General features: G+C 38.1%; 19 protein-coding genes. 6 read left to right on the forward strand and 13 right to left on the reverse strand.

The features are described from left to right. Nucleotides 1-2 precede the first annotated feature (2 nt). From CLV48_RS02475 to CLV48_RS02485, 3 genes are all read right to left on the reverse strand, one after another. Complete coding sequence (locus CLV48_RS02475; RefSeq protein ID WP_106565639.1) at nucleotides 3-959, reverse strand: aldo/keto reductase; 957 nt, start codon at nucleotides 957-959, stop codon at nucleotides 3-5. Between the two features lie 79 nt (nucleotides 960-1,038). Next, the gene (locus CLV48_RS02480) at nucleotides 1,039-2,427 is read right to left on the reverse strand and encodes an NAD-dependent epimerase/dehydratase family protein (protein WP_106565640.1); all 1,389 of its coding nucleotides are present in this window, start codon (nucleotides 2,425-2,427) and stop codon (nucleotides 1,039-1,041) included. Beyond that, nucleotides 2,428-3,681 (reverse strand): NAD(P)/FAD-dependent oxidoreductase, encoded by a 1,254-nt coding sequence (locus CLV48_RS02485; RefSeq protein ID WP_106565641.1) that lies wholly within the window; start codon nucleotides 3,679-3,681, stop codon nucleotides 2,428-2,430. A gap of 158 nt (nucleotides 3,682-3,839) precedes the next feature. Between CLV48_RS02485 and CLV48_RS02490 the strand changes: the two genes are divergently transcribed. Next, complete coding sequence (locus tag CLV48_RS02490; RefSeq protein ID WP_106565642.1) at nucleotides 3,840-5,066, forward strand: serine hydrolase domain-containing protein; 1,227 nt, start codon at nucleotides 3,840-3,842, stop codon at nucleotides 5,064-5,066. Nucleotides 5,067-5,073: 7 nt separating this feature from the next. Here CLV48_RS02490 and CLV48_RS02495 read toward each other — a convergent pair whose 3' ends face one another. The 3 genes from CLV48_RS02495 to CLV48_RS02505 all read right to left on the reverse strand — a co-directional run bounded on the left by CLV48_RS02495 (nucleotide 5,074) and on the right by CLV48_RS02505 (nucleotide 7,202). Continuing rightward, nucleotides 5,074-6,129 carry a formylglycine-generating enzyme family protein gene (locus CLV48_RS02495; RefSeq protein ID WP_211299879.1) on the reverse strand — a complete coding sequence of 352 codons (1,056 nt, stop codon included), beginning with the start codon at nucleotides 6,127-6,129 and terminating at the stop codon, nucleotides 5,074-5,076. A gap of 32 nt (nucleotides 6,130-6,161) precedes the next feature. Further along, nucleotides 6,162-6,566 carry a hypothetical protein gene (locus CLV48_RS02500; RefSeq protein ID WP_106565644.1) on the reverse strand — a complete coding sequence of 135 codons (405 nt, stop codon included), beginning with the start codon at nucleotides 6,564-6,566 and terminating at the stop codon, nucleotides 6,162-6,164. 87 nt (nucleotides 6,567-6,653) lie between these two features. After that, nucleotides 6,654-7,202, reverse strand: a complete 549-nt coding sequence (locus CLV48_RS02505) for a ferritin (protein WP_106566104.1) — start codon at nucleotides 7,200-7,202, stop codon at nucleotides 6,654-6,656. Nucleotides 7,203-7,424: 222 nt separating this feature from the next. Between CLV48_RS02505 and CLV48_RS02510 the strand changes: the two genes are divergently transcribed. After that, nucleotides 7,425-8,765, forward strand: coding sequence for a Gfo/Idh/MocA family protein (locus CLV48_RS02510; protein WP_106565645.1), 1,341 nt, complete (start codon nucleotides 7,425-7,427; stop codon nucleotides 8,763-8,765). Between the two features lie 62 nt (nucleotides 8,766-8,827). Here the strand turns inward: CLV48_RS02510 and CLV48_RS02515 are convergent, their stop codons facing one another. Both CLV48_RS02515 and CLV48_RS02520 read right to left on the reverse strand, forming a co-directional pair. Next, on the reverse strand, nucleotides 8,828-9,391 hold the full coding sequence (locus tag CLV48_RS02515) for a GNAT family N-acetyltransferase (RefSeq protein WP_106565646.1): 564 nt from the start codon (nucleotides 9,389-9,391) through the stop codon (nucleotides 8,828-8,830). Then, entirely contained in the window at nucleotides 9,391-10,515 is a 1,125-nt protein-coding gene (locus tag CLV48_RS02520; protein WP_106565647.1) for a pyridoxal phosphate-dependent aminotransferase, read from the reverse strand. Before CLV48_RS02520 ends, CLV48_RS02515 begins: the two co-directional genes overlap by 1 nt. A 216-nt stretch (nucleotides 10,516-10,731) precedes the next feature. On the opposite strand from CLV48_RS02520, the gene CLV48_RS02530 reads away from it, so the two are divergent. Beyond that, on the forward strand, nucleotides 10,732-11,523 hold the full coding sequence (locus CLV48_RS02530; RefSeq protein WP_106565649.1) for a hypothetical protein: 792 nt from the start codon (nucleotides 10,732-10,734) through the stop codon (nucleotides 11,521-11,523). 120 nt (nucleotides 11,524-11,643) lie between these two features. On the opposite strand, the gene CLV48_RS02535 is transcribed toward CLV48_RS02530, so the two are convergent. Together CLV48_RS02535 and CLV48_RS02540 are read right to left on the reverse strand one after the other, a co-directional pair. Continuing rightward, nucleotides 11,644-13,488, reverse strand: coding sequence for a gamma-glutamyltransferase family protein (locus CLV48_RS02535; protein ID WP_106565650.1), 1,845 nt, complete (start codon nucleotides 13,486-13,488; stop codon nucleotides 11,644-11,646). A 3-nt stretch (nucleotides 13,489-13,491) separates the two neighbouring features. Further along, entirely contained in the window at nucleotides 13,492-14,544 is a 1,053-nt protein-coding gene (locus tag CLV48_RS02540; RefSeq protein WP_106565651.1) for a carboxypeptidase-like regulatory domain-containing protein, read from the reverse strand. Nucleotides 14,545-14,841: 297 nt separating this feature from the next. Here CLV48_RS02540 and CLV48_RS02545 point away from each other — a divergent pair, with 297 nt between their 5' ends. Beyond that, nucleotides 14,842-16,170, forward strand: coding sequence for a DEAD/DEAH box helicase (locus CLV48_RS02545; protein ID WP_106565652.1), 1,329 nt, complete (start codon nucleotides 14,842-14,844; stop codon nucleotides 16,168-16,170). Nucleotides 16,171-16,198: 28 nt separating this feature from the next. Here the strand turns inward: CLV48_RS02545 and CLV48_RS02550 are convergent, their stop codons facing one another. After that, nucleotides 16,199-17,170 (reverse strand): PorP/SprF family type IX secretion system membrane protein, encoded by a 972-nt coding sequence (locus CLV48_RS02550; protein WP_106565653.1) that lies wholly within the window; start codon nucleotides 17,168-17,170, stop codon nucleotides 16,199-16,201. A 10-nt stretch (nucleotides 17,171-17,180) separates the two neighbouring features. After that, nucleotides 17,181-21,512, reverse strand: coding sequence for a T9SS type B sorting domain-containing protein (locus CLV48_RS02555; protein ID WP_170068976.1), 4,332 nt, complete (start codon nucleotides 21,510-21,512; stop codon nucleotides 17,181-17,183). A gap of 630 nt (nucleotides 21,513-22,142) precedes the next feature. Between CLV48_RS02555 and CLV48_RS02560 the strand changes: the two genes are divergently transcribed. Together CLV48_RS02560 and CLV48_RS02565 are read left to right on the forward strand one after the other, a co-directional pair. Beyond that, entirely contained in the window at nucleotides 22,143-22,817 is a 675-nt protein-coding gene (locus CLV48_RS02560) for an alpha/beta hydrolase family protein (protein ID WP_106566105.1), read from the forward strand. Between the two features lie 27 nt (nucleotides 22,818-22,844). Further along, nucleotides 22,845-23,492, forward strand: coding sequence for a phosphoribosyltransferase (locus CLV48_RS02565; protein ID WP_106565655.1), 648 nt, complete (start codon nucleotides 22,845-22,847; stop codon nucleotides 23,490-23,492). Nucleotides 23,493-23,655: 163 nt separating this feature from the next. On the opposite strand, the gene CLV48_RS02570 is transcribed toward CLV48_RS02565, so the two are convergent. Beyond that, nucleotides 23,656-26,199 carry a glycogen/starch/alpha-glucan phosphorylase gene (locus tag CLV48_RS02570; protein WP_106566106.1) on the reverse strand — a complete coding sequence of 848 codons (2,544 nt, stop codon included), beginning with the start codon at nucleotides 26,197-26,199 and terminating at the stop codon, nucleotides 23,656-23,658. Nucleotides 26,200-26,219 lie beyond the last annotated feature (20 nt).

The raw sequence follows: 26,219 nt of genomic DNA on the forward strand, positions 1-26,219 counted from the left end.
GCTTACTCTTGTTCCCATAGGTCACTCAAACGGTAAGGACTGATAGCACCCGTAAAGAAGGAACCGCTAACGTACCGAAATGATGTACCAATTTGCGAAAGGGCCTTCATATCCTGAGTGGAAAGTCGAATGTCCATTGCGGCAAGATTTTGGGAAATCCTTTCTTTATTCACGGATTTAGGAATTACAGCAATGCCTCTTGTCAAAGAATAAGCAATTAAAACTTGAGCTGGGCTCAGGCCGGTTCTGTCTGCAATTTCCCGAACTATTTTATTTTCCAATAGACTGGGCTCATCGGGCATTTTGATGGAGGCTGATCTGTCTCCTGAACCTAATGGGGAGTAAGCTGTGAGTAAAATACCGTTCTTATTACAAAAATCAACTAGCTTATTCTGTGGCAAGAAAGGATGTAATTCAACTTGGTTCATTTCAGGGGCTAAAGATGCCGATTTCATTATTTCGGTCAATTTTGAAATATTAAAATTGGAAACCCCAATATGCTTGGTAAGCCCTGCATTAATACAATGCTCCATGCCTTCCCATGTCTGAGAAAGTGGAACATCGCTATAGGTATAATACTCCTCTCTGGTCTGGGCAAATCCGACACCATGCTTAAAACTCACAGGCCAATGTATCAGATATAAATCCAAATAATCCAGTTTCAAATCTCTAAGAGTTTTCTTCAAAGCAGGCTGAACATCCTCTAATCTATGACAACTGTTCCAGAGTTTGGAGGTAATGAAGATTTCCTCCCTTTTTACCATATTATCTTTAAATGCTTTTTCTAACGCAATGCCCACTTCTTTTTCATTATCATATATGGCTGCACAATCGATATGCCTGTAACCTGATTCGATGGCCCACAAAACTGCTTGATAAACCTCTCCAGGCTTGGATTTCCAAGTTCCTAAACCTATGATAGGCATTTTATCTCCATTTTTAAAAGTCAGAGCATTCATTTTGGTACAGAATTATTAATTAAGGTAATTTTATCAACCATTGCTTGAAGTAAATTTACGATCATTTAGTGAGAGATTTTTAAACGTCCGATTTATATTTTTCAAGGTATTTTTTAAACTGGTCCATTACCCATAAATGCAGCCTTGCCTGGGTATTGACATATAAATACCAAGGTAATCTTGGTACAAATTCATGGATGGCAGAAATCATATATTTTCCTCCAAGCACTTCCCTGAATTCCAGCCAACCGTAATCAAAGCGCTTGACCAGCCATCCTCCACTGATATAGAACAACTGCCTTTTTATATCACTACGATCAGGAATCCAAGTGAGTTGTAACATTGGATTTTTAATTGCCAATAAATAAAACCCTATGGCTCCTCTTTTATTTTCTTTGGCATGAATCAAAAATCTGAAAAAAGTAGGCAACCATACTTTATAGCGATTGGCTACCCAAAGCGCGCTACGGTGCCTGGTATTTGGAAAGCGTTGAATACTTCGAACGGTGTTCTCGATTGCCTTTTCAGATTTGAATTTCGGAATATTTGGCAATGTATTGGCAGGATATAAAGCTTGCCTGACACTTTCTTCGAAGTTTAGATAAGTTAACTCCTTTAAATTGAATTTTAAATTTTCAGATACGGTAAGTGTGTGCTTTAGACTTTCGACTAAAGGGGCAACCAACTTAGCAGGAGTTTTGCCAAAATAACTCACCCAAAGTTTGGATAGTCCAATTGAGAAAAAAGGTACTGACAAAATCAAGCGCTTTTTACCCATCACCTTGGCTGTAATTTCAAGCATACTTTTGTATGTCAGTACTTCAGGTGCACCCAATTCCAGTGATCTGTCATATAATAATTCATTTCCAATAGAGGCATCCAATATCGTCAAGGTATCCCTAAGAGAAATTGCCTGGGTCTGGGAAAGTGTCCATTTTGGACATATAAGGACAGGAAGTCTTTCAATAAGATGATGGATCATCTCAAATGAAGATCCTCCGGGACCTACTATTATTCCTGCTCTGAGACTTGTAACTGGTACACCACTGGACGACAGGGCCTCTTCCACCTCAAGCCTACTCCGTAAGTGGACGGACATCTTTTGGATCCCTAATTCCTTTGGAAGGATACCACCCAAATACAATATCTGTTTGATTCTGTTAGCGGCCGCTGCACGGGCAAAATTGTCTGCCAACAAAAGGTCTGTATCTTCAAATGAGCCTTGGTTAAGACGGGTAGATGCACTCATAGAGTGGATCAGGTATACCGCATAATCCACTCCCTTAAGAGCTTCTATGGTGGAGGTGATGGAAAAAAGCTCAACTTTTCTCCAATCCACATCTGGATCTGAGTTTTCTGCGGCCTCTCTCCTGCTGAGTGCAATGATCTTGTACTTGTCCTTGAACTGGTGTATAAACCACCTTCCTATATAGCCCCCGGCTCCTGCTATGGCAACCGTTTTTTTCAATTAATAGGTAGGTTGAAGACTTAAAATGACCGCTTCAGCCGCTTTTCGGCCCGCTGTCATGGCAGCATTGATCGAACCGTTCAACAAATAATCTCCTGCCAAGAAGACACCATCCTGAATTTTGGTGTTTCCGGAAGGAAGGCTGTATCCCATATCCTCCACTTGTGGAAGCGCTTCCTCGATCTCATAAGTTTGCAAATGCTCGAAATATTCCGCTTTGATTTTTGTGAGTGCTGAAAGCTCTATGGCGATCAATTTTGCAAGTTTATCATCTACCTCCACAGGTTTGGTAATGGATACGGATAAGAGGGCCTTGTTATTTTTTGAATAAGCTTTACTTACATCAGTCATAAAGACCAGGTTATTGGTCAAAAACTGATCATCTGTGACCAAGGCAATTTTTGGCTGGGCAATAAAAGAATGGCTCAATGAAAAATAAAGGTTTACGACTTTTCTGGAAGGCTTAAACTGACCTTGAAGCTGCGTCAAAATCTTATCTGGCCTGGTAGCAATGATAATGGCGTCAGCCTCCAAATCCTCCCCTGTTACCAGATGGATTTTTCTACCCTCCACCTTTTTGACGGGAGCATTGAATCTAAATTGACTTTTAGTCAATTTGCTTTTCAACTCATCTGGTATGGCCTGCATGCCATTTTCAGGTACAGCAGCATGTCCTAGAGAAAACATTTTGAAGACAAATTTGAACATCCTCGAGGAAGTGCTTAATTCATTTTCCAGAAAGATTCCTTTGAAAAACGGTAGGAAGAAATTATTGATTATTTTTTCCGAAAACCCAAAATCTTTCAAGAACTGAAGTGTTGTGGTGGAAGGCTCTGAAAAAATTTCTTCCTCTGTTTTTTGCTTAAGCATTTGGGTCAACTGATAAATTTTGATTTTATCCATCAATGTTCCAACAGGAGAAAAAGCCATGTTGATCAATTTAGAGGGATGTCTCAATGGATCATCAATGATAAATGAATTTCCAGGTTGGAGAATTATAGCCCCTGGATCAAAATACTTCAAATTCAAAGCCTGAAAATCAAGATACCGCTGTGCTTCAGGATAAGCGGTCAACAAAACCTGAAAACCTCTGTCCAATAAAAAGCCCTTGAATTCATCTGTCCTAACCCTTCCTCCCACTCTATCTGATGCTTCCAAAATGATTGGACTAAATCCGGCTCTTTCCAATTCATAAGCGGCAATCAGGCCAGAAATGCCTGCTCCAATGATGTAAATCTTCTGATCGTTCTTCATAATTTTTAGGTGTAACAATTAGACCAATTCCAATCAAAATTGTTTATCAGTGAATTTAATTTTTATTCCTGACCAATTAAATTTTAATTGAGGTTAATCCTGTAATATTTATTTTATGGGCATTACAAAAGACTACCTTGTATATAAAATTTGAGAACATGAGAAGAATCGTTGCAATTTGTCTTTTTTCTGCACTGCTACTGATTGTTGACAATTCAATGGCACAGAGGCATTACTTCCCAACATCAGGAGAATGGGCGGAGAAAAAACCCCAAGAACTCAATATTAACTCCCAAAAATTACAAGAGGCAATAGCTTTCGCTATTAATGAGGAAAGTGAATCGGATAAAAACCTCAAATTAGCTCATTATCAGAGTTCATTTGGAAGAGAACCCTTTGGTTATCCTGTAGGCCCAATGAAAGACCGTGGTCCGGCCACAGGATTGATCATCTACAAAGGTTACATAATAGGAAAATGGGGAGATCCTCATAGAGTTGACCTGACATTCAGTGTAGCAAAAAGTTTTTTATCCACAACGGTTGGCCTGGCTTATGATAAAGGACTCATAAAAAGTGAAAAAGACCTGGTTTATCCTTACATGGCTCCAATTATTCCCTATGAACCACATAAATTGAGCGTAAACAAATCAGATCATCTCAATGAGGAAGATGTATTTGAACTTTTTGGTACTCCCCACAATAGGAAAATTACCTGGGAACATCTACTTCAACAGACTTCAGATTGGGAAGGAAGCATATGGGGTAAGCCTGATTGGGCGGATAGACCGCAAGGCAGCTCGGAGAATTGGATAAAAAGGGATAGAAATGAACCGGGCACTGTGTACAAGTATAACGATACCAGAGTCAATGTACTGGCTTTGGCTATATTGAATGTGTGGAGAAAACCTCTTCCTCAAGTCTTAAAAGAACATATCATGGATGAAATTGGAGCAAGTCCTACTTGGCGTTGGACAGGATATGAGAACTCCTACATTGTGCTCGATGGCCAAATTGTACAATCAGTGAGCGGTGGTTCACATTGGGGAGGCGGACTTTTTATCAATGCTTATGACCAGGCTAGATTTGGTTACCTCACTTTGAGGAAAGGCAACTGGAATGGAAAACAACTGATTTCAGAAGAATGGATCAAAAAATCCAGGACTCCTACTGCCGTTCAGACCAATTATGGTTACATGAATTATTTTCTCAACACCGACAAAAAAGAAATTCCATCAGCACCTGAATCAGCTTTTTTCCATTTAGGGGCTGGGACAAACATGATATATGTTGACGAGGAAAATGACCTTATCATAGTCACCCGTTGGATCAAAAATGAAAAAAAGGCAGCGTTAGTTAAAATGATACTGGAAAGCCTTCCTAAATAATTGAATCTTATTCAAAATCCTTAACACAGCGGAACCCTATATTTGAGGTTCCGCTGTCATATGCCTGACTATGTCTGGCCGATGGCCTATAGTTGATACAATAATCATCAGCGCATAAATAAGAACCACCTTTAATGACTTTTTCCATTGCATACGGATTTGAGGGATTGTAGCAAAGATTGATACTGGAATCCAATGGAGGGGCATTTCCTGCAATTCTATTGAGTTTGATGGCATCATACCAATCTGAGGTCAATTCCCATACGTTGCCAATCATATCATAAAGGCCAAAATCATTGGGGGGAAAACTTTTTACAGGAGAAGTTCCTGAAAAGCCATCTTCTGCGATATTGTTATTTGGAAATTTACCCTGAAAAGTATTTGCCATAAATTTTCCAGCAGGTCTGAAATCATCGCCCCAAGCATATCGCTGGTGAACCCTAGCTGCCTTTGCAGCATATTCCCATTCTGTCTCAGTAGGTAATCTTTTTCCTGCCCATTTTGCATAAGCCTCTGCGTCCTCATAAGCCACATGTACTACAGGATGGTCTTCTCTGCCTTCAATACTGCTTCCCGGTCCTTCTGGATGTTTCCAATTTGCTCCCGTGACCCATTGCCACCATTGGCTGATATCGTGAAGAGGCACAGCATGGGAAGGAGGTAAAAATACAAGAGAGCCTGGTTGTAAGTCTTCATCTTTAGGTTTTGGGGAATCAGGTGGCAATTGCTTTTTGAGTTCCTCCCAGTCAACCGGTCTTTCCGCTACCGTAACGTAGCCTGTTGCCTTTACAAATTCTGAAAACTGAGCGTTGGTCACTTCTGTTTCATCCATCCAAAAACCCGTCACCTGCCTTTTAACCGCTGGTTTTTCTACCGCATAGGCCTCAGATTCATTAGTCCCCATGAAAAAAGATCCAGATGGAATCAAAATCATTCCATTTTCTTTTTTTATCTCCCTGATATCAACAATATCTGTAATTTGGTCATTATTTTCCTTTCGGCAAGCGACCAGCAAAATGACAAATAGAAAAAGTAGGCTTATAGGTTTAAAATTGGGTATCATGTCATCGGGCTTCATTGATAGTCTTTAATTAGTTACTTTTTTGGAAATGGAGCTGTAATTTTTTCCCTTACCATCTCTTTGAGAGACTCCCCTACCAGAATGACCGCCCCCAACATCAACAAAACATCTTTTATAACATGTAGAAATATAAAATTCCAAGGTACATTGGCAGATAGATCAGTGACCAACAATAAGATGGCTGAGGCCAAGAAAAACAAAAAAGTACCAATCCCTCCAATAATTCCGGTTTTTGCATTTCGGTAATGTAAAAGAGAAAGACCTGGTATAATAACCAGTACTGCCATTAAAATAGCCATCCAAAGTCTATCTTTATCCAATTGAAAGGATAATAAGACTATTGACCACATGTAAAAAGCAATACCAATTCTAAATAACAATTTTCCAAAAAACTCAATTTTCAAAATTCTATTGACCATGGCTCCTTTTTTTTGTTAAAACTATGAAAAAAATTGGGCACAAAAAAAGCGGTCTTTCAACCGCTCTCCTTGTAAGTCCTACAATCACTATGCACCTGAAGCATCTGCTGTGGTAGCATGCAGTTTGCCTAATTCCTGATCAATAGTCCATAGACCAATGCCAGCTTCACCAATAATATCAAAGAGTTCAAGTGCCCTTCTGGCCAAAGTCTCCTCTTCCCTTTGCTCAGTTACATACCATTGCATGAAACTGAATGTGGCAAAATCTTTCACTGAGAAGGCGTGGTCCACAATGGCATTAATTGATTTGGTTACTTTGATTTCATGTTCCAAAATCAATTCAAATACCTCCCTTAATGAATTAAAATGGTGTCTTATACCGGTAATTTCAGGTTGAATGGCATGACCTCCAGCTTCATTGATGTAGTGGAATATTTTCATCATATGCATACGTTCTTCGTCAGCATGGGTATACAAATACTTTGAAGCATTTTCATAACCCATCATTTGGCACCAAGATGCCATGGACAGGTAGTATGCTGACGACTTGCCCTCCATTTCAATCTGTTGGTTGAGCAGTTGTTCTGTATCATGCAGGAGAGATCTCTTAAGTGTTACGATTTCTTTACCTTTCATATCTTTTTCTTTTTTATTTTCGATGTCATTGATTACACTATCTGACTTTCGCCAGACTGATATATACAAAAATAACCAAATCACCGATTTATTTAAAAGAATTTGCAAGAGTATGGCATATTTGGAATTGGTATAAGTAAAATTCTAAAATGACAGCCATATTTATTGTTTGAAATTGCGATATTTAGAGTTTACATTAAAAACCTTTAAACCTGAATCCAAATGACCTCAAGAAGAAAATTTATCCAAACCAGCCTTTTGGCGGGTGCCGGTCTCAGCATTCCTGGAATGGTAGAAGCCGAAAGCCTAAGAAAACTTGCCAATAAAATCGCTCCTTCTGATCAACTCAATTTTGCTGTCATAGGATGTAAAGGTATGGGCTGGTCCAACATGAATGCCCACCTCAAAATCCCCAATGTCAATTGTGTTGCACTAGCAGATATTGACCAAAGTGTACTTGACCAGCGTTCAATTGATGTAGAAAAGTTACGGGGCAAAAAGCCTAAAGTCTACAAAGACTATAGAAGGTTACTGGAAGATAAAAACATTGATGTGGTTATTGTTGGTACACCTGACCATTGGCATTGTCTTAACATGGTGGACAGCCTTTCTGCAGGAAAGCATGTGTATGTTGAAAAACCAATAGCAAATACCATTGAAGAATGTAATCTCATGGTAAAAGCAAAGCAAAGGTATGGCAAAATGGTTCAGGTGGGTCAATGGCAAAGAAGTGGTTCCCAATATGCTGAAGCCATAGATTATGTGAGATCAGGAAAATTGGGACAGATCAGGTTGGTTAAAACCTGGGCATACCAAGGTTGGATGAAACCTGTACCTAAATTGCAAGATGTGCCAGTGCCAACAGGTGTGGACTACGATATGTGGTTGGGTCCTGCACCAAAACGCCCTTTTAATGAAAACCGTTTCCATTTTAATTTTAGATGGTTTTGGGATTATGCAGGGGGACTGATGACGGACTGGGGTGTGCATGAAATTGATATTGCCCTATATGCCATGGGAGTAACAGCTCCAAAATCAGTTATGGCATCAGGTGGAAAATTTGCTTACCCTGACGATGCATCTGAAACGCCGGATACCCTACAGACTGTTTATGAATATGAAGGATTCAACATGCTCTGGGAACATGCCACTGGAATTGATGGTGGTAATTATGGCACCACTGAAGGCATCGCATTTATCGGAAACAATGGTACTTTGGTAGTGAATAGGGGTGGTTGGAAAGTAATCCCAGAAACTGAAACCCGTGATGGTCAGAGGGTAAATAAAATCGAAGAAGTTCCCCATACCAGACCTAATGGCAATGCTTTAGAATTGCATGCACAGGGTTTTGTCAATGCCATCATGAAGAACGATGCTTCTCTTTTAACCTGCGGGATTGAAACAGGAAGTATAGCTGCCATCAATGCACAAATGGGGAATATTGCATATAAAACCGGGAAAAAGATCTATTGGGATGCAGGTAAAGGGCAATTTACTGATGCAGAAGCAAATGCCCTTATGAAAGCACAATATCATAATGGCTGGAAGCTGCCAAAAGTGTAAGGCGATATAATTAAATTGTCCAAAAAAGGGTGTAAGATCTATAGATCTTACACCCTTTTTGTTTACCAATCATTTTCTCTCTTAACAAAAGGCCACTCATTTTTGAGTATACTGTAAAAAATTGTATCTCTTCTTCTTCCCTTTGTCATCAAAGTATGACTTCTCAGGACACCTTCTTCTATGGCATTTATATTTTTAAGTGCTTTCCGTGCAGGTATGTTCAGCACATCAGTTTTAAACTCTACCCGCTCCATATCAAGTTTTTCAAAACAATAAGAAAGCATAAGCTTCTTCATCCTTTGATTATATCCAAGTCCTTGATATTCAAGTGAAATCCAGGTCCAGCCTATTTCTATTCGCTGATCTCGTTTTGATAGATTACCAAAGGCTGATGATCCGATGATCGTATTTATTGCCTTATCTATCAAGACAAATTGAAGCCTTTGTTTGGTTAAAGCAGGAAAGATCCAATCATTGAAATCTTCAGGGTTGCTAAGGTCATAAGTGAAATATTTCCACAGTTCTGGAAATGAAGCCAATTCCATCAGTCTTGAAATATCGTTTTCTTCCAATGGCCTCAGGAGAACTTGATCATCTTCCAAAATAAGATTGAAATCCAATTCCATCAGCCCAAAGTCTCCAATAATGCTTTATTGAAAAACGCAACTTCCTCCAATGTCCCCGTACTGACTCTGCACCAATCATTAAAAGGGGGAAAAGGCCTACCAATAATAACACCCTTTTTAGCCATTATTTCAGCAAGTTTTCTCACATCCTGTTTGGCATGGAAGAAAACAAAGTTGGCTTGTGAAGGTAAGTATTCCAAATCCAGCTGATTCAATGTGGATTCTATCATTTTCCTTGCTTCAAGGTTTTTCTGTAAGCTGAATTTATAGAATTCTTCATCATTTAGGGCTGCTTTTCCAGCTTCAATGGCCATTACATTGGTATTGGCCACAACCCTTTCATTAAGTGCTGCTGCTATATCTGGTTTGGCAACCAGATAACCCAAGCGTATTCCGGCCAAACCATATACTTTGGATAGAGTCCGGGAAACTATTACATTTTTCCCCTTTTTGACCAGTTCCACCATAGAAGGATAGTTGGGGTCTTCAATGTAATCATAATAGGCTTCATCACTGAATACTATGGTCTTTTCGCTTACCGTATCGCAGAAGTCCAAAACTTTCTGGGCAGGAAGTAATTTCCCTGTAGGATTATTGGGATTACATAGGAATACCAACTTCGTCTTTGAAGAAACCCTTTTTTCGATCTCTTCCAGGTCATAATCCATGTTTTTATCCAAAGGCACCCAATTGATATCTGCTCCCCAAATTTTGGCATATTCCATCATAGATAAGAATGTTGGCAAACCTGAAATGATCTCCTCTCCTCTCCCTGCGTAAGTTATACCTGTTATCTTTAATCCTTCTGTTGATCCTGAGACCAATACAATATGATCAGGACTTACTCCCTCCTTTTTTGCAATCATTTCTCTGAGAGGGGCATTGTAAACCCAAGGATAGCGACATCCAAGGTCAAAGTTATCCATCATAGCTTTCCTGACTATGGCAGACGGTCCATAAGGATTCTCATTAGATCCCAACCTGATGGGAGTATTGAAAGGTCTGGGATTAAACTTTTCAATCTCTTCAGCAGATAATCTTCCTATCGTAGCGGCCCCGGTCAGCATGGTCAGCCCACCAAAAAGGGAAGCACTTTTAAGCCATTCTCTTCTAGATAAACTCATATTGCATATTTTTCCAAAATCTAGCAAGTATTGGGCTTTTATCAAAGGTAAAATTTATAAGAAGGAATCCTGTCGTAATATGGTCTCTACAAATACCATTTTGCCAAATTGAAAATAGAACATTAAAATGAGGTCTAAAAATTATATTTTTTGAAATTTTGTTTGTAAATTTTAAAAGTTTCATTTTGGTTTTCTCACTTAATAAACATAACCCCTATGAAAAAGATCCTATTAATCGTCGCTGTATTTGGGATGGTCTTATCCGTTGTATACGGCCAACAATCCAGGTATCTGGTATTTGAGTTTATCAAGGTGGAGTCCAATCAGACTTATGATTTTATTGAATATAAGGAATTTATGGAAAAGCTTTATCAAGGAGCTGTAAATGATAAAAGGATTACGGGATGGGACTTTTGGTCTTTGCAGTCTGGAGCAGATCCAAGTGAATTTCAATACATTACAATCACCTATTACAAGGACCCTGTTTCCATGATGAATGGATTACAAGAAGAAGATCTTGTACGGTATGGAATGATTGCCCATCCCCATTTAACTGAAAAACAAGTCCGGGAAAAACTTAATGCTGCCTACAATTGTATGGACCTGGCACAAAGATCATACATGCAGGAAATTGCCCATTCACTTGACAATTTTCAGTTTAAAAAAGGCACCCTCGCTTCTTTCGATCTTATGAAAGCAGTTGAAGGAAGGTTTCAGGAATATGAGAAAGCTGAAAAGGAAGTATTTCTTCCAATCCACCAAAACAGGATAGAAAAAGGATTGATGGGACATTGGAGTTTGCTTAGGACGGCACTTCCCTTTGGCAGCGAGGCCAAATCCACACACCTTACCATAAATGTTTACAAAGACTATGTGCAGTTTTTCAATGCCCAGGAATATGAAGATATGGAATCAACAGCAGAGCAAAGAGCAGCCGTAGAAAAGGGCTTAAAATCCAGAGACCAAAAATGGGTTTATTTGGCAACTTTGGAGAATGCCATCAGATAAAACAAAAGAGGCTGTCCGTTGAATGGACAGCCTCTTTTATATTCAGTGTGATTTGGCCCAAATTTCATTTCCCAAATCTCAATCCTTTCAATTTAATTTTGGAACACCGGCTATTGTGTTTTACCAACCAATACCATAATCTTCCCCATGGTTACTTGAGCCTCCCCAAAAGCTATTGTGCTTCCAATCAAACCAAATGGCATTCAAGGGACCTGAAGTTCTATCCAGGTAATTGATTTTATAGCCTCTCCTTTCCAAGTCTTTTCTTACCCAAGAAGGTACTGCGGTATTCAATGTAATTGAACCTGGTTTGGATTCATGTGCACCAAATGAAGACTGCATCTGGTAATTATGGATATTGGCAGCCTCTGTTGCTTCTTGTACTGTCATTTCAAATTCCACTATATTTAAAAATAACTGTAATAAGTCTTGATCTTGGGTATCCCCTCCCTGCACTGCAAAAGACAAAAATGGTTTACCGTCTTTTAGTGCCATGCTTGGTGTTAAAGTAACTCTAGGCCTCTTTCCTGGTTCCAATACATTGAATGGGTTCAAATTTTCATCCAATACAAAACTTTGCATCCTTTGGCTCAGTCCAATTCCCGTATTGCCAGCAATAGCCGCTGGAATCCATCCGCCAGAGGGCGTTATTGAAACTACCCATCCTTCTTTATCAGCTGCCTGAATAGAGGTTGTTCCTGACTGAAATTGTTTCAGGAATGGATCTTCCGGGCCTTGAATTGGAAGTTCCGGCTGATAATAGGACAATGCATTTTTCCGCTTCTCCAATAAATGTAAAAATGGATTTTTACCGTTTTGAAAGGGATAAGGGTCTCCAGGACCAATTTCAGGATCATTTTTATCGCCAATAAGTTTTGCTCTTTCTTTTGCATATGCTTTTGAAAGTAAGCCTTTCATTGGACTTTTTGGGCTAAAATCCGGATCACCATAGTAAAAGTCCCTATCCGCAAAAGCAAGATTCATGGCCTGATAAACGGTATTGATATAATTGGCAGAATTGTACCCCATTGACTTCAGGTCAAAATTCTCCAGAATATTCAAAGCCTGTAACAAAACAGGGCCCTGTGTCCATTCCTGAAGTTTATACACTTCTATTCCTTTATAATTGGTACTCAATGGCTCTTCAATTTTAACTTTCCATTTGGCTAGGTCATCCATGGTAAAAAGCCCTCCCTGTTCACGGGTACCTCTAACAATTTCCTCTGCGATATCTCCTTTATAAAACCTGTCATAAGCTGCATAAATTGCCTCTTTTCTCGATTTTCCCTGAGCTAAAGCTTCTCTTTCAATTTCTACCAATTTCTTCAAAGTCTGATAGAGATCTTCCTGAACAAAAATTTCACCTGCATGAGGTGCTTCCCGCTCCTGTCCTAAATGGGGTAAAAATACTTTTTTAGAATAAGGCCATTCCTTGATCAAATCTTTACGGCTTTCTATCATATTGGCAGTCTGGGCTTCGATAGGATAGCCTTTGGCCATTTCCATAGCAGGTGTCAGGACCTGCTCCAAACTCATGGTACCATATTCCGCCAACATGGTCATCAGCCCTCCCGGTGTACCTGGAGTGGTGGCGGCTAAAGGACCGAACTCGGGAGGATATTGCAGGTTCCTTTCCTTGAAAAACTCAACAGTAGCCCCCGTAGGTGCTATACCCATTGCATTAATGGCTATGACCTGTTTGGTATTGGGATTATAGATCAGGGCTTGGGTCTCCCCTCCCCAACTCAGTACATCCCACATGGTGCAAACCGCAGCAAGCATTGCACAGGATGCATCAACTGCATTGCCTCCCTGTGCAAAAATCATAGCACCGGCAGTTGCTCCCAGCGGCTTTCCTGTAATGGCCATCCAATGTTTGCCATGCAAGGGGGGTTTTTGTGTACTTTGTGCGAATGTTTCTATTAGTAGAAACCCGACAAATAGCACTAAGATTATTCTTTTCATAATTTAGTTTTCTATGAATTTCGGAATTAGACTTTCAAAACCATCAAACTTACTGTTGTATTGGGTGAAAATGGTAAAATAACCTGATGGTTGGCGAATATTGACAGAGTTGGTTTTGACAAATTGTTCCAATTCCGCTCCACTTTCACCAAAGATTTTGAAGAATTTCCTTTTTTCTTTTGGTATATGTATTATTTCTCGTTCCTTAAGGTAATAATAAACATTCCTTTTAATGATTTGGTCATTCCTTTCTCCGATCATTAATGCCTGATTGTAATTAGAAGGCTTGATTACCGCTTCAGTTCTCCTTAATAAAGGCATTTGACCATCCACAAGGACTTCAAAAAAACCTGAAATAGGAGATCCATCTTCCCTAAAGTCCATTCCGTTGACAAAATATCTGGGAATATTATGTTCACTGTCTATCCAAACAATATTTTGAACCCTAAAACCCGGTATCACAGTGACCTGTTCAGAGCTTTCATCCCTCATCTCAAAATTATTGGAACTGATATTATACCGGACAAAATAGCCCTCCAAAATTTCCATATCCTTGTAAAGTAAAATTGAGGCCTTATTCCACTTTGTATCCAAATAGAAATTTCCAATTAAGCGTTTGGGCTCAGGAGGAATTCCATAAACTTGATTACCCCCCAAAAAATTTGGCCTTCTTGAAAACAGTTCTGCAATATTTGTAGCTCTGATTGTCTTTTGTAAAGCCATGTCCTCTGGATTTTCGAAGCCTGTTGGAAATAACTTAATAATACCCAAGTCCAAATCAGTTCTTACATTGATTTGGGCCTGATAGGACTGATATCCAACAATATTGATATTAAGGACAAAGCGATCCGGATACACGTTTTCAATCAAAAAATTTCCTGCTTCTTTAGAAACAGCAGAATAGGCAGTTTCACGAATGGTAATTACTGCACCTTTAACGTATTGGTCACTAAGTCCATCTTTGATTATCCCTGTAATCGAAAACCTTTCTTGAGCGAATAAGCCTCTCGAGCAACAGAATACAAACAAGGGAATTAAAAATTTTAATTTAACCATAACTAGATATACCTCTTTCCAAAATAAATCATTTTCTTTGGTTTTTAATGATTACTAGAAAATATTTGAATAAAATCCGCGCTGTAATTGCGGTATAACGGGAACAATTAATCTTCATCAAGTTTTTTTTAAAAGGCCTCCTACAGTATGGTTTTGGCAACAATTCCTTATATTTAGGCAATATTCTTGATTCTATATTCCGATACGGTCGGCTAAAAGAAAAAACACCTATTTTGGTCTTTTGCAATTTTAATAGAATTACGTAGCAATTGACACTCAAACATTAATTTTAAAAAATTGGATTTCAATCAATTTAATTTCGAACCATCTCTTAAAGAAGGGCTGGATGCCATGGGATTTGAAAAGCCCACACCTATTCAAGAGGCTGCCATTCCAATAATCATGAAAGGAAGGGACATCATAGCTTGTGCCCAAACAGGTACCGGCAAGACTGCTGCATTTATTCTTCCCGTTCTAAATAAAATTGCAAAATCACAAACTTCGGGGCTAAATACCCTAGTTTTGGCACCAACGAGGGAATTAGCCATTCAAATTGACCAACAGATACAAGGCTTTTCTTACTTTTTGGGGGTAAGCTCCATCCCTGTATATGGTGGTGGAGACGGAATTGTCTGGGAACAACAAAGAAAGGCACTAGAGACAGGGACAGAAATAATAGTGGCTACGCCTGGAAGATTGATCGCTCTACTTTCCAGCGGTAAAATCAATTTTGACAAAATTCAACATCTAATCTTGGATGAAGCAGACAGAATGCTGGATATGGGTTTCTCTGATGATATCCTAAAAATTGTCAATTATTTACCCAAAAAGCGTCAGACCATTCTTTTTTCTGCAACGATGCCCCCGAAAATCAGGCAGTTCTCCAAGAAACTTTTGCATGAGCCTGAAGAAATTAGCTTGGCTATTGGAAAAACTGCTGAGGGAATAAGCCAATCCGCATACCTGGTCTATGACCATCAAAAAGAAGAACTGGTAAAGCATATCCTTTCCCAGAAAAATTATGAAGCAGTAATCATATTTGCTTCAACTAAAGAAAAGGTTAAAAGCTTGTTTAAGACTTTGAAAAAGTCTTTTCAGGTGGAATCTTTTCATTCTGATCTGGAACAAGCAGAAAGGGAAGAAATTATGTCCAGATTCAAAAATAAATCCCTGAAAATCCTTATCGGTACTGATATCATATCACGGGGAATTGATGTAGTTGGCATTGAACTGGTAATCAACTTTGATACCCCTAATGATCCTGAAGATTATGTGCACAGGGTAGGTAGAACGGCCCGTGCTGACAGTAAAGGTGAAGCAATTACCTTTATCAATGAAAAGGATAGAAATAAATTTCGAAGAATTGAGGCCCTAATTGGGCTGGAAATTCAAAAAGTTCCATTACCGGAAGGATTTGATCAAGGTCTAAATTATCACACAGAAAATATAGGCGGAGTCAAATCCAAAAAAAAGAAAAACAAAAATACCAATAAACCTCAATTTCAGAACAAAAAACGGGAAGGAGAAAGTATGACTCCGACCAAAACTGAAAGTAAAATCAAAATTGTAGATTCAGCCGGTGATAATGTTTCAAAATTCAAAAAAAGAGCAAATTTTAAGGAATAAATAAATCCTTAATTTTAAGTCACAATGCTCAGAACCACCTGGGGTTTTTGATCCTTGACCCTCTTTTACTCAGATAATAACCCACTGAAATTTCATGGGAATCATTTCTGAAATTTTGGAGGGAATTTAGGTTTTGATCATAGGCATAACCCAGTCTAAGATCTTCAGTCACAAATACCTCCAAAATAACAGCAATTGCGTTTCTATTATTCAATTGAATCTCTGAATTATCATTTCCTAGCCTCAAATTGGACCGATAGCTGGCTCCTAGCCAAAGACGTTCATAAAAAAGTAACATGGCATTGAGGTCATAACTTATAGGCATTCCTTCTACATATTTGACCAAAATGCTCGGCTTTAAACTCAATACATCAGTCATGGGGAGCATGGCACCTGTGGTAAAATAATAGTGGATATCATGAAGTGCCAATGAAATATCCTCTCTCTCAAAAGCTTTCCTTCCTATAAGATTAAATGCGCTAATTCCTGCATAAAAACCCCATGAATGAAAAAACAGTCCTGAATTCAAATTGGGTGTAAATAAGTTCTGGTTATCAAAATTTAAATCAGGATCCAAGGGATTTACCGGTAATAAATCACTCCCATCAAGAGTATATTGATTGGCACCGGCACTTATACCAAGACTTAGATAACTATCCTCACCAGTTCTTATCCTATAGGCATATGACAATAATCCTGAATTAGTTTTGGTAGGGCCTATCTGATCACTCAACAAAGAAACACCAAATCCCATTAACCCACCGTTGGCACTAAAATCTGCTGTCATAGAAAAAGTTTTGGGTGCTCCAGGAAGATTAATCCACTGACTACGAAAGGTACTCTGAATGTAACCTTGACTTTTATAACCTGCATATGCTGGATTGATATGCAATCCATTGAACATATATTGGCTAAATTGTGGCAATTGCTGGGAAAATGAAAGATTTGGAATTCCCGTCAGAATCAAAAAGCATAATGATATATAAAAAAGATTTTTCATATTTTACAGATTATTTTTTGACCACCTGAATCCAACCCTTAAAGTCATGGTTTACTCCAAACCGATCGACTGTTCTTAAAATGTAAAAGTATGTCCCGGGTACTATACCATTAGCGTCCCAATTGTTACGGTAATTCTCCGCACGGAAAATTTCATCACCGAATCTATTGAGGATTACAAGTTCATTCTTTTCAAATCTGTTGATACCAACAATTTCAAATGTGTCATTAAAACCGTTTCCATTGGGGGTAAAAACATTAGGTATGAAGAAGGGATTAATTGCATTGATATCGGTAGCACTATTATTTTCCAAGTTTAATTCTAACTCCTCTGCAGAAACAGTGACATTATTGATCAGCGCTAAAGGTCTAGAGCCCTGTATATTATCTGGTAAAACACTTAATTTAATTTCAAAAACTGCTTTGGCAGGTAGTTCTGAAACTCTCCAAATTAACTTATTGCCTTGTTGCTCAAAATCCACCTGAAAGTTTGGTATTGAGCTTTGAGTCTCTTGTGATTCGAAACTGATACCCTCCGGCAGAAGGTCTTCAATTATCAGGTTAGTTGCATCAGTAATTCCCAAATTGGAAACAGTGATGAAATAATCAAAAACCTCTGACCCCCATATTTTTATGGCATTTGAAGTCTTTTCAATGGCCAAATCTACTTCACCAATTGCCAAAACAGTAACAAAGGCCGTACTACAGTTTTTTGGATCTTTTGCGTCACAGATATTATAAATAAGAATATATTCGCCAGATGGGGTATTCGGTGCCAAGGTAATTGTAGCGTCCTGGTTTAAAGTCAATTCCGGATTTCCACTGAGCCAGTTTAAAATGACTTCAGTTGGCTTAACAGGTTCTCCATCTATAGAATCATTTGCCAAAACATTTCCAAAAGTTGCACCTGTAATTCCGTTAAAAGGCCCATAAATATCATCATTTGCTACAATGGTAGAAACTTGGACGACCACAGTAATTGTCGCAGAATCACAAATATCCGGATCTGAAGAAGCACAAATGGAATAAACCAATACGTATGTTCCAGGATCTGTATTAGATGCAACATCTACACTTCCATCAGGATTTAGCACAACTTTGGGTTCAACTGAATTCTCAGAATTAATAAATGGCACAGGGTTGATCACCTTGTTACCATTTGCAGAAATAATTACATCTTCCGGATTTAGCGGTTCTCCATTAATTAGGTCATTATCCAAAATATTAATCAGGTTAGCCGCTCCACTTACCCCTCCTACATCCTGAACAATATCATCAATAGCTTCAAGAGTGATGGTTTCATTTTCTACAATCACAGTTACCAATGCAGCTTTACAGTTTTCCGGATTTGCTCCTTTTTCACAAATGGTATACTGAATTTCATATGAACCACTACTTATATTTCCTACCAAAATATTTCCTGTAACAGGATCGATGGTTACATCGGGGTTAGATGGTACCACAGATGATATGGATACTTGATCCAAAGTTAATTCCAGTCCGTTAATAGTGTCAGGCCCATTCCCATTATCTTCCAATACATTGCCTGCATTTGGATTATTAGAGGCAGTATTTACCACATCATCGTTTGCCACAATTAAATTATGGACCTCCACAGTTACATTAGCTGTAGCGCATCTGGTGTCTTTTGGATCGGTCCCTGACTCACAAATCGTATAGGAAATCGTATACTTACCACTACTTACATTTCCTACTAAAATATTACCTGTAGTGGGGTCTATGGTAACCTCAGGCTTGGAGGGAACCACAGAGGAAATATTGACTTGACTTATAGTCAAGTCAATGCTATTGAAAGTATCCGGTCCATTCCCATTGTCTTCCAATACATTGCCGGCATTTTGATTGTTTGAAGTAGTTTTAATTAAGTCATCCTTTGCAGCAATTACATTTATTACCTCAACAGTAACTGTAGCTGTGGAGCAAGTGGTTTCACTTGGATCTGTACCTGCCTCACAAATACTATAGGAAATCGTATACCTACCACTGCATACATTTCCTACTAAAATATTACCTGTAGTGGGGTCTATGGTAACCTCAGGGTTGGAGGGAACCACAGAGGAAATATTTACTTGACTTATAGTCAAGTCAATGCCATTGAAAGTATCCGGTCCATTCCCATTGTCATTAAATACATTACCGGCATTTTGATTGTTAGAAGTAGTATTAATTAAATCATCCTTAGCTGAAATTATATTTAAGACCTCTACAGTCACAATAGCTGTGGAGCAAGTGGTTTCACTAGGATCTGTACCTGCTTCACAAATAGTGTAAGAAATTGTGTATATACCACTGCTTACATTACCTACTGAAATATTTCCTGTGGAAGGATCTATTGTGACCTGCGGATCTGAAGATTCTATAGATTCTATGGTTATTTGATTTATTGTCAAAGGAACACCATTAAATGTATCAGGTCCATTTCCATTGTCTTCCAATACATTCCCGGCATTTTGATTGTTGGCCGTGGCGCTAACCAAATCATCCTTAGCAATAACAAAGTTCCGAACTTCAACTGTAACTGTGGCTGTGGAACAATTGGTTTCTGTAGGATCAGTACCTGACTCACAGATCAAGTACTCAATTTGATAGGAGCCTACCGGTACATCCCCTACCATAATATTACCCGTTTCAACATCTATTGTTACCAAAGGATTTGAAGATGTCACCTCCTTTATTATTACCGAAGCAATGGTGACTTTTTCTCCATTTAAAATATCAGGTCCATTTCCGTTATCTTCAAAAACATTTCCAATATTGGTATTATTGGACGAACCGATTACAGAATCATCATTGGCAATTAATTGGTTTTGGACCAGTACAGTAATAGTTGCTGAGGTGCAATTGGAATTTTCGGGTTCTGTTCCTACTTCACAGATGGTATATGTAATGGTGTAGGTGCCACTTGGTACATTTCCTACAGTTATCACTCCAGTATTGGTGTCTATTGTAACCAATGAATTGGAAGGGATAACATTGGTAATATTTACATCATCAATATTTAAAGGAAGGTTATTGATAAGGTCATTACTTATTGCATTACCTGCATTGGAATTATTTGCTGCAGAGTTTACAGTTAAATCATTGGCAGCAAGAATATTTATGGGGCGTACCCTAAATATGGAAATATTGTTTTCCAAATTGGGATCATTTGAATTTGGAGAAATTTCAGCAGTATTCGTATAATCCCCAGTTGGGTTTACCTGAACACTAATTATCAAATTCTCAACATCCCCATAATTAAAAGACCCAATGTTCCAAATTCCAGTGTTTTGATTGTAAGTTCCTTTTGAAGCAGTTGCACTTACAAAAGTAAATCCTGAAGGCAATAAATCTGAGACCTGAACTCCAGTAGTATTTAAAGTTCCATTATTAATGGCTTGAATATTAAATTCAATTAGATCTCCATAATCAGGAGTAGGATTATTGGCAACTTTTCTTACACTCAAATCTGTAGATTCTGCCCTTATCAAAAAAACTTTTCCATCACCATGATTGACAGAAGCTCCTGCATACCTGATAGAAGTTATATAAGAACCTAAGGGTGCTACTTGATCTAACCTAAAAAGGGCTATCCCTATATTTCCATTGTTGGCATTAACCCTACCTGATCTCCAATAATCAGCACCAAATGCCGGCGGACCAAATGCTGGGCCTACAATTGATGGACCAGGTCTAGCAAAAAATCTTCCTAATACAACTTCTGGCCCTCCATAAAATTCCGATCCTACCACCTCTATGTAAATACAGCTATTCGCACTTCTTGTTGATATAGCAATTATTCCATCATGATTGACTGCTTGGATATCATCATAAAAGATAGTTTGGACTTGGGTATCAGAGATCAAAGTAGCTTCAAAATTTGAACAAATATTTCTACCGTTACCATCTGATTCAAAAATAAAGTTCAGATTCGTACTGGAAAACATAGACAATGCGTTAGCATTCCAAGAAGGGCTATCACTGCCATTCACAATTACTACTCCATTTTCAACAAGTCTATTTTGAATATGGCCATTTGGTCCAATTCTAGTTAATTCATACCTTGATGGAACAGAAATCTTATTATATACTTTTTCATCCACTGTAACAGACACCAAATTGGCAGGTGAAGTTGTTGTCGGCTGGGGTCCCTCCCACTGAAAAGTTACTCCGGAAATGATACTAGGAGGCTGTTCCTGGGCAATTGATTCCTGACCAAACAAGGACACAAAAAAAACAAGGAATAAACTGATTTTTAAAAATTTAAATAGGATTCCTTCTCTTACACCTTTTTGCAATAGAGGATTCCTACACAAAAACTTAAATTTATCTGTGTAATTCATGATACAAAAAAGTTCCTCACCAAAAAAACCCTTTTTCAAAATTGCTGAATTTTTATAAGGCTTAATGGATAGATACTTTTCTTTGATAAAAAAGATAAATAAAATCATTTTTACTTTCAGTATGGATTTCAAGCCTGGTCCAAAGAGAAAAATATGGCATAAATGTAATAATATTTCTTTTATTTAATTAAAATTTCATTTTAAAATTTTTTTGTCCTAAAAAAAGGGTTTTTTCCAAAGTATCTTTTGTTATGTTTTTTGTAATTAGTAGACACTTTTTTAACTCTTGCAACTTTTTAGCCCAATCTACAATGATTAAACAATTGCAAACTAAATCTATTTTTTTTAGTCAGATCGGTTATAAAACCTGATTATCCTCCTCAAATTTTTAAAAGATCAAAGGCCATTAACTTTTGAAAAGGCCTTATTTATGTAATGAATCAATATGCTCCAAAGTAAAAAATTTTAAAATCGTCCAGCTAAACCGGGCCCAAAATTCCAAAGGACAAATCCAAAAATAACTGTAATTATAAAGGCAATTTGTTGGACTAAATGATGCATTTCATCAATGAAATCTTTAAATTTATGTACCCTAATAATTTTCATTTTTTTAATGAAACAGTACAAATTATGTTGAAGGAACTGCAAAAAATATATTTTGGCCATACCTTCTTAGAAGGAGAACTTATCATTCCTGATAATTGCAAAGGCCTGGTTATTTTTTCACATGGTAGCGGTAGCGGAAGATTTAGCCCAAGAAACAATTTTGTAGCCCAGTATTTAAATAAATTAAGTTTGGGGACCTTTCTTTTTGACCTTTTGACAAAAGAAGAAGCTTTGGATTATACGATAAGATTTGATATTCCAATTCTTACGGCAAGATTAATAAAGGTTACTAAATACCTCCTTAAGTTTACAATGATTAAACGCTTACCAATTTGTTTTTTTGGTGGCAGTACCGGAGCCACATCAGCTATGATTGCTTCAATTTCTTTGCCCAATAAGATCGCAGCAATTGTGTCAAGAGGAGGTAGACTAGACCTTACTTATGAACAATTACCCCTTGTTGATGCTCCCTCACTTCTCATTGTAGGTGAATTCGACGAAGACATATTGGAAATTAATAGGAAGGCAATCGATTTACTTCAAGTTCCAAAAAAATTGGAAATAGTTTCTGGAGCTTCACATCTATTCGAAGAAGCAGGTACCTTGGAACAAGTTGCAGAATTGGCGGGAGAATGGTTCCTTAGATATACTGGACAGCAATCGGATCTTAAAAATCAGATGTCAAAAAATACTGATTAGCAACAAAAACTTACTCAATCCTTAAGGATGTTCAAAAACAGAAAAGATGCTGCCTTACAATTGGCCAAAGCACTTGAAAAATACAAAGGAGACGATCCACTTGTCTTAGGTATTCCGCGTGGTGGTGCAGAAACTGCCTATTATGTGGCTCAAGGATTACAAGCTGAAATGGGACTTGTAATAAGCAGAAAACTTGGGCATCCCCAAAATCCGGAGTTTGCCATAGGCGCAATTGCTGAAGATGGAAGCATTTATTTGTCGCCCTATGCCAGTTCTGATGTTTCTGAACTGGAACTCGAAAAAATAAAAAAAGAACAACAGGCAGAAATAAATAGTAGAATACAAAGATTCCGGAATGGAAAGCCCCTTCCAGAATTGAAGAACCGTACGGTTATAATTGTGGATGATGGGATTGCAACTGGTTCAACCTTAATGGCTACTATCATGCTTTGCAGAAATAAAATGGCAAAAAAAATTGTGGTAGGAACTCCTGTATCCAGTAGAGAAATGGCAACTAAACTTCAATCCTTGGTGGATGATTCCATCATTTTAGAAGTTCCTTACCCTTACCATGCAGTATCTCAGGTATATGGGGAGTTTAACAACCTCGAGGACCAGGAAGCAGTAAAGTTTTTGCTGGCTTGGGAAAAAGACAAGGATAAAAAATCAAAATAGGGAAACTAGATTAAGGTAAACACAATTCACCATAAGATCTTTTTTGAATCTTATCCCAATCCCGGCCATTACTTAAAAAGCAGGTTTGGATGAAAACCAATTAAGGAATTGGTCTTAAACCTGCTTCTTTAAAAGTCCTTTCCAAATAGTTTTAAAAGGAAAGTTAGTCTTTTACATCCAAGTGTACTGATACCGATTTTACTTTCCAGATGTCATCGCAATATTCCCTGATGCTTCTATCACTAGAAAATTTACCCATTCTTGCAGTATTCAAAATGGACATTTTTGCCCATGATTTCTTATCCTGAAATGCTAAAGCTGCTTTTTCCTGGCAAGTTACATAGGAAGTGAAGTCAGCCAATACCATAAAAGGATCATGGTAAAGCAGGTTATCAACGAGGTCTTTAAAAATTGTATCATCCAAATGAGAAAAATAACCAGAAGCTATTTGGTCAATGGCCATTTTAAGTTCTTCATTTTCCAAATAATAACCATAAGGATTGTAACCTTCTTTTTTCTTTTTAGCTACTTCTTCAGCTGTCAGCCCAAATAAAAAGAAATTCTCCTCTCCCACTACTTCTCTGATTTCAACATTTGCTCCATCCAAAGTACCTATTGTTAGGGCCCCGTTCATTGATAATTTCATATTTCCGGTTCCTGAAGCTTCTTTCCCTGCTGTTGAAATCTGAATGGAAAGATCTGCCGCAGGATAGATAACCTGCGCATTGCTGACGTTATAATTAGGGTAAAAGACCACTTTCAATCTATCTCTCACATCCGGATCATTGTTTACAATTTCCCCTACTGAATTGATGAGTTTGATAATCAGTTTAGCCATTTTGTAGCCTGGTGCGGCCTTTCCGGCATAAATGAAGGTCCTGGGCACAATTTCGATATCTGGATTCTTTTTAATCCTATTGTACAATGCAATGACATGAAGGATGTTTAGGTGTTGTCTTTTATACTCATGTATCCTCTTTACATGAACATCAAACAAGGAATCCGGATTGATTTTAATTCCTGTTTTGTTCAGAATTCTATTACAAAGAATTTTTTTCATCTCATATTTCACACCCATCCACGCAAGTTGGAATTCTGGATCATCAGCAAAGGCTTCCAACTGTTTGAGTTCCTCTAAATGTTTGATCCAAGACTCACCGATTTTGCTGGAAATCAAAGAGGTCAACTTTGGGTTACTCAAAACCAGCCATCTCCTAGGAGTTACGCCATTGGTTTTGTTGCTGAATTTTTCGGGGCAGAGAGCATACCAATCTTTTAATACGGTACTCTTCAATAAATCTGTATGTAAAGCCGCTACCCCATTAATAGCAAAGCTACCTGCACAGGCAAGGTTAGCCATTTTAATAAATTTTCTAGGCCCTTCTCCAATTATAGATAGGCTATTGATTTTGTTATTATTCCCAAATACTTTTATGGTAACTTCATCCAAAAACCTCCTATTGATTTCATAAATTAGTTCCAGATGTCTTGGCAATACCGAACCAAAAAGCTCTAAATCCCAAGTCTCCAAAGCCTCTGGCAATAAGGTGTGATTGGTATAAGCAAAAGTCCTTGTAGTTACTCTCCAAGCATCTACCCATTCCAGGTCATATTCATCCACCAACAAACGCATCATCTCTGCAATTGCAATTGCTGGATGTGTATCATTTAATTGGATTGCAAAATTCACATTGAAATCTTCGATTTTGTCTCCCTGTCTCAAGTGAATACCTATCATATCCTGAAGGGAACAGGAAACAAAAAAATATTGCTGCTGCAATCTTAGAATTTTTCCACTTACAGTTTCATCATTTGGATAAAGAACCTTGCTGATATTTTCACAGACGATCTTTTGGTTTACAGCATTATTGTAATTACCAGAATTAAAAGATTGAAAATCAAAAGATTTTGGTGCTTCAGATTTCCAAAGGCGAAGCGTATTGGTAGTATTTACTTTATAGCCCAAAATTGGTGTATCATAAGCAACCCCCTTAACAGTCAATTCAGGAATCCAGTTGCTTCTAAATTTGCCATCCCGATCTATATAATGTTGGACATATCCTCCTAATTTGACTTCATAATTCAGTTCCCTTCTCGCTATTTCCCAAGGATTACCACGTCTTAGCCAATTGTCGGTATCTTCCACTTGCCAACCATTCCTTATCTCCTGTTCAAAAATTCCGAATTGATATCTTATTCCATAGCCAATGGCAGGAACTTCAAGTGTGGCCAAAGAGTCCATATAACAAGCGGCTAATCTTCCAAGCCCACCATTTCCAAGGCCTGGTTCAACTTCTTTATCGAGTAACCATTGAAGATTAATTCCCAATTCTTGGGTTGCTTGCTCTACTTCCTTATAAATTCCTAAATTGATCAAGTTATTGGCAAGGTGTGGCCCCAATAGGTATTCAGCTGACAGGTAGGATACTATCCTGTGCCTCCCATCTAAATACTGCTTAACGGAAGCTACCCACCTTTGAAGCAAACGATCCCTCACAGCATAAGCAAGTGACATATAATAATCATTTCGGGTAGCTATTTCAGGGTATTTGCCTTGAACATAAAAAAGATTGTTAAAGATGGCTTTTTTCAATGCCTCTACACTTAATCCTGTTCTTGCATCTTCTGATTGTGATAATTGCTTTGGGGTACTATCCTCCAATTTCTCCTTTTGTACAGTAGTATCCTTTATATTCTTATTTTCCATTGTTCTCGTAAAATGCCTTG

The organism is Cecembia rubra (assembly GCF_003014575.1).
Classification (GTDB): Bacteria; Bacteroidota; Bacteroidia; order Cytophagales; family Cyclobacteriaceae; genus Cecembia_A; species Cecembia_A rubra.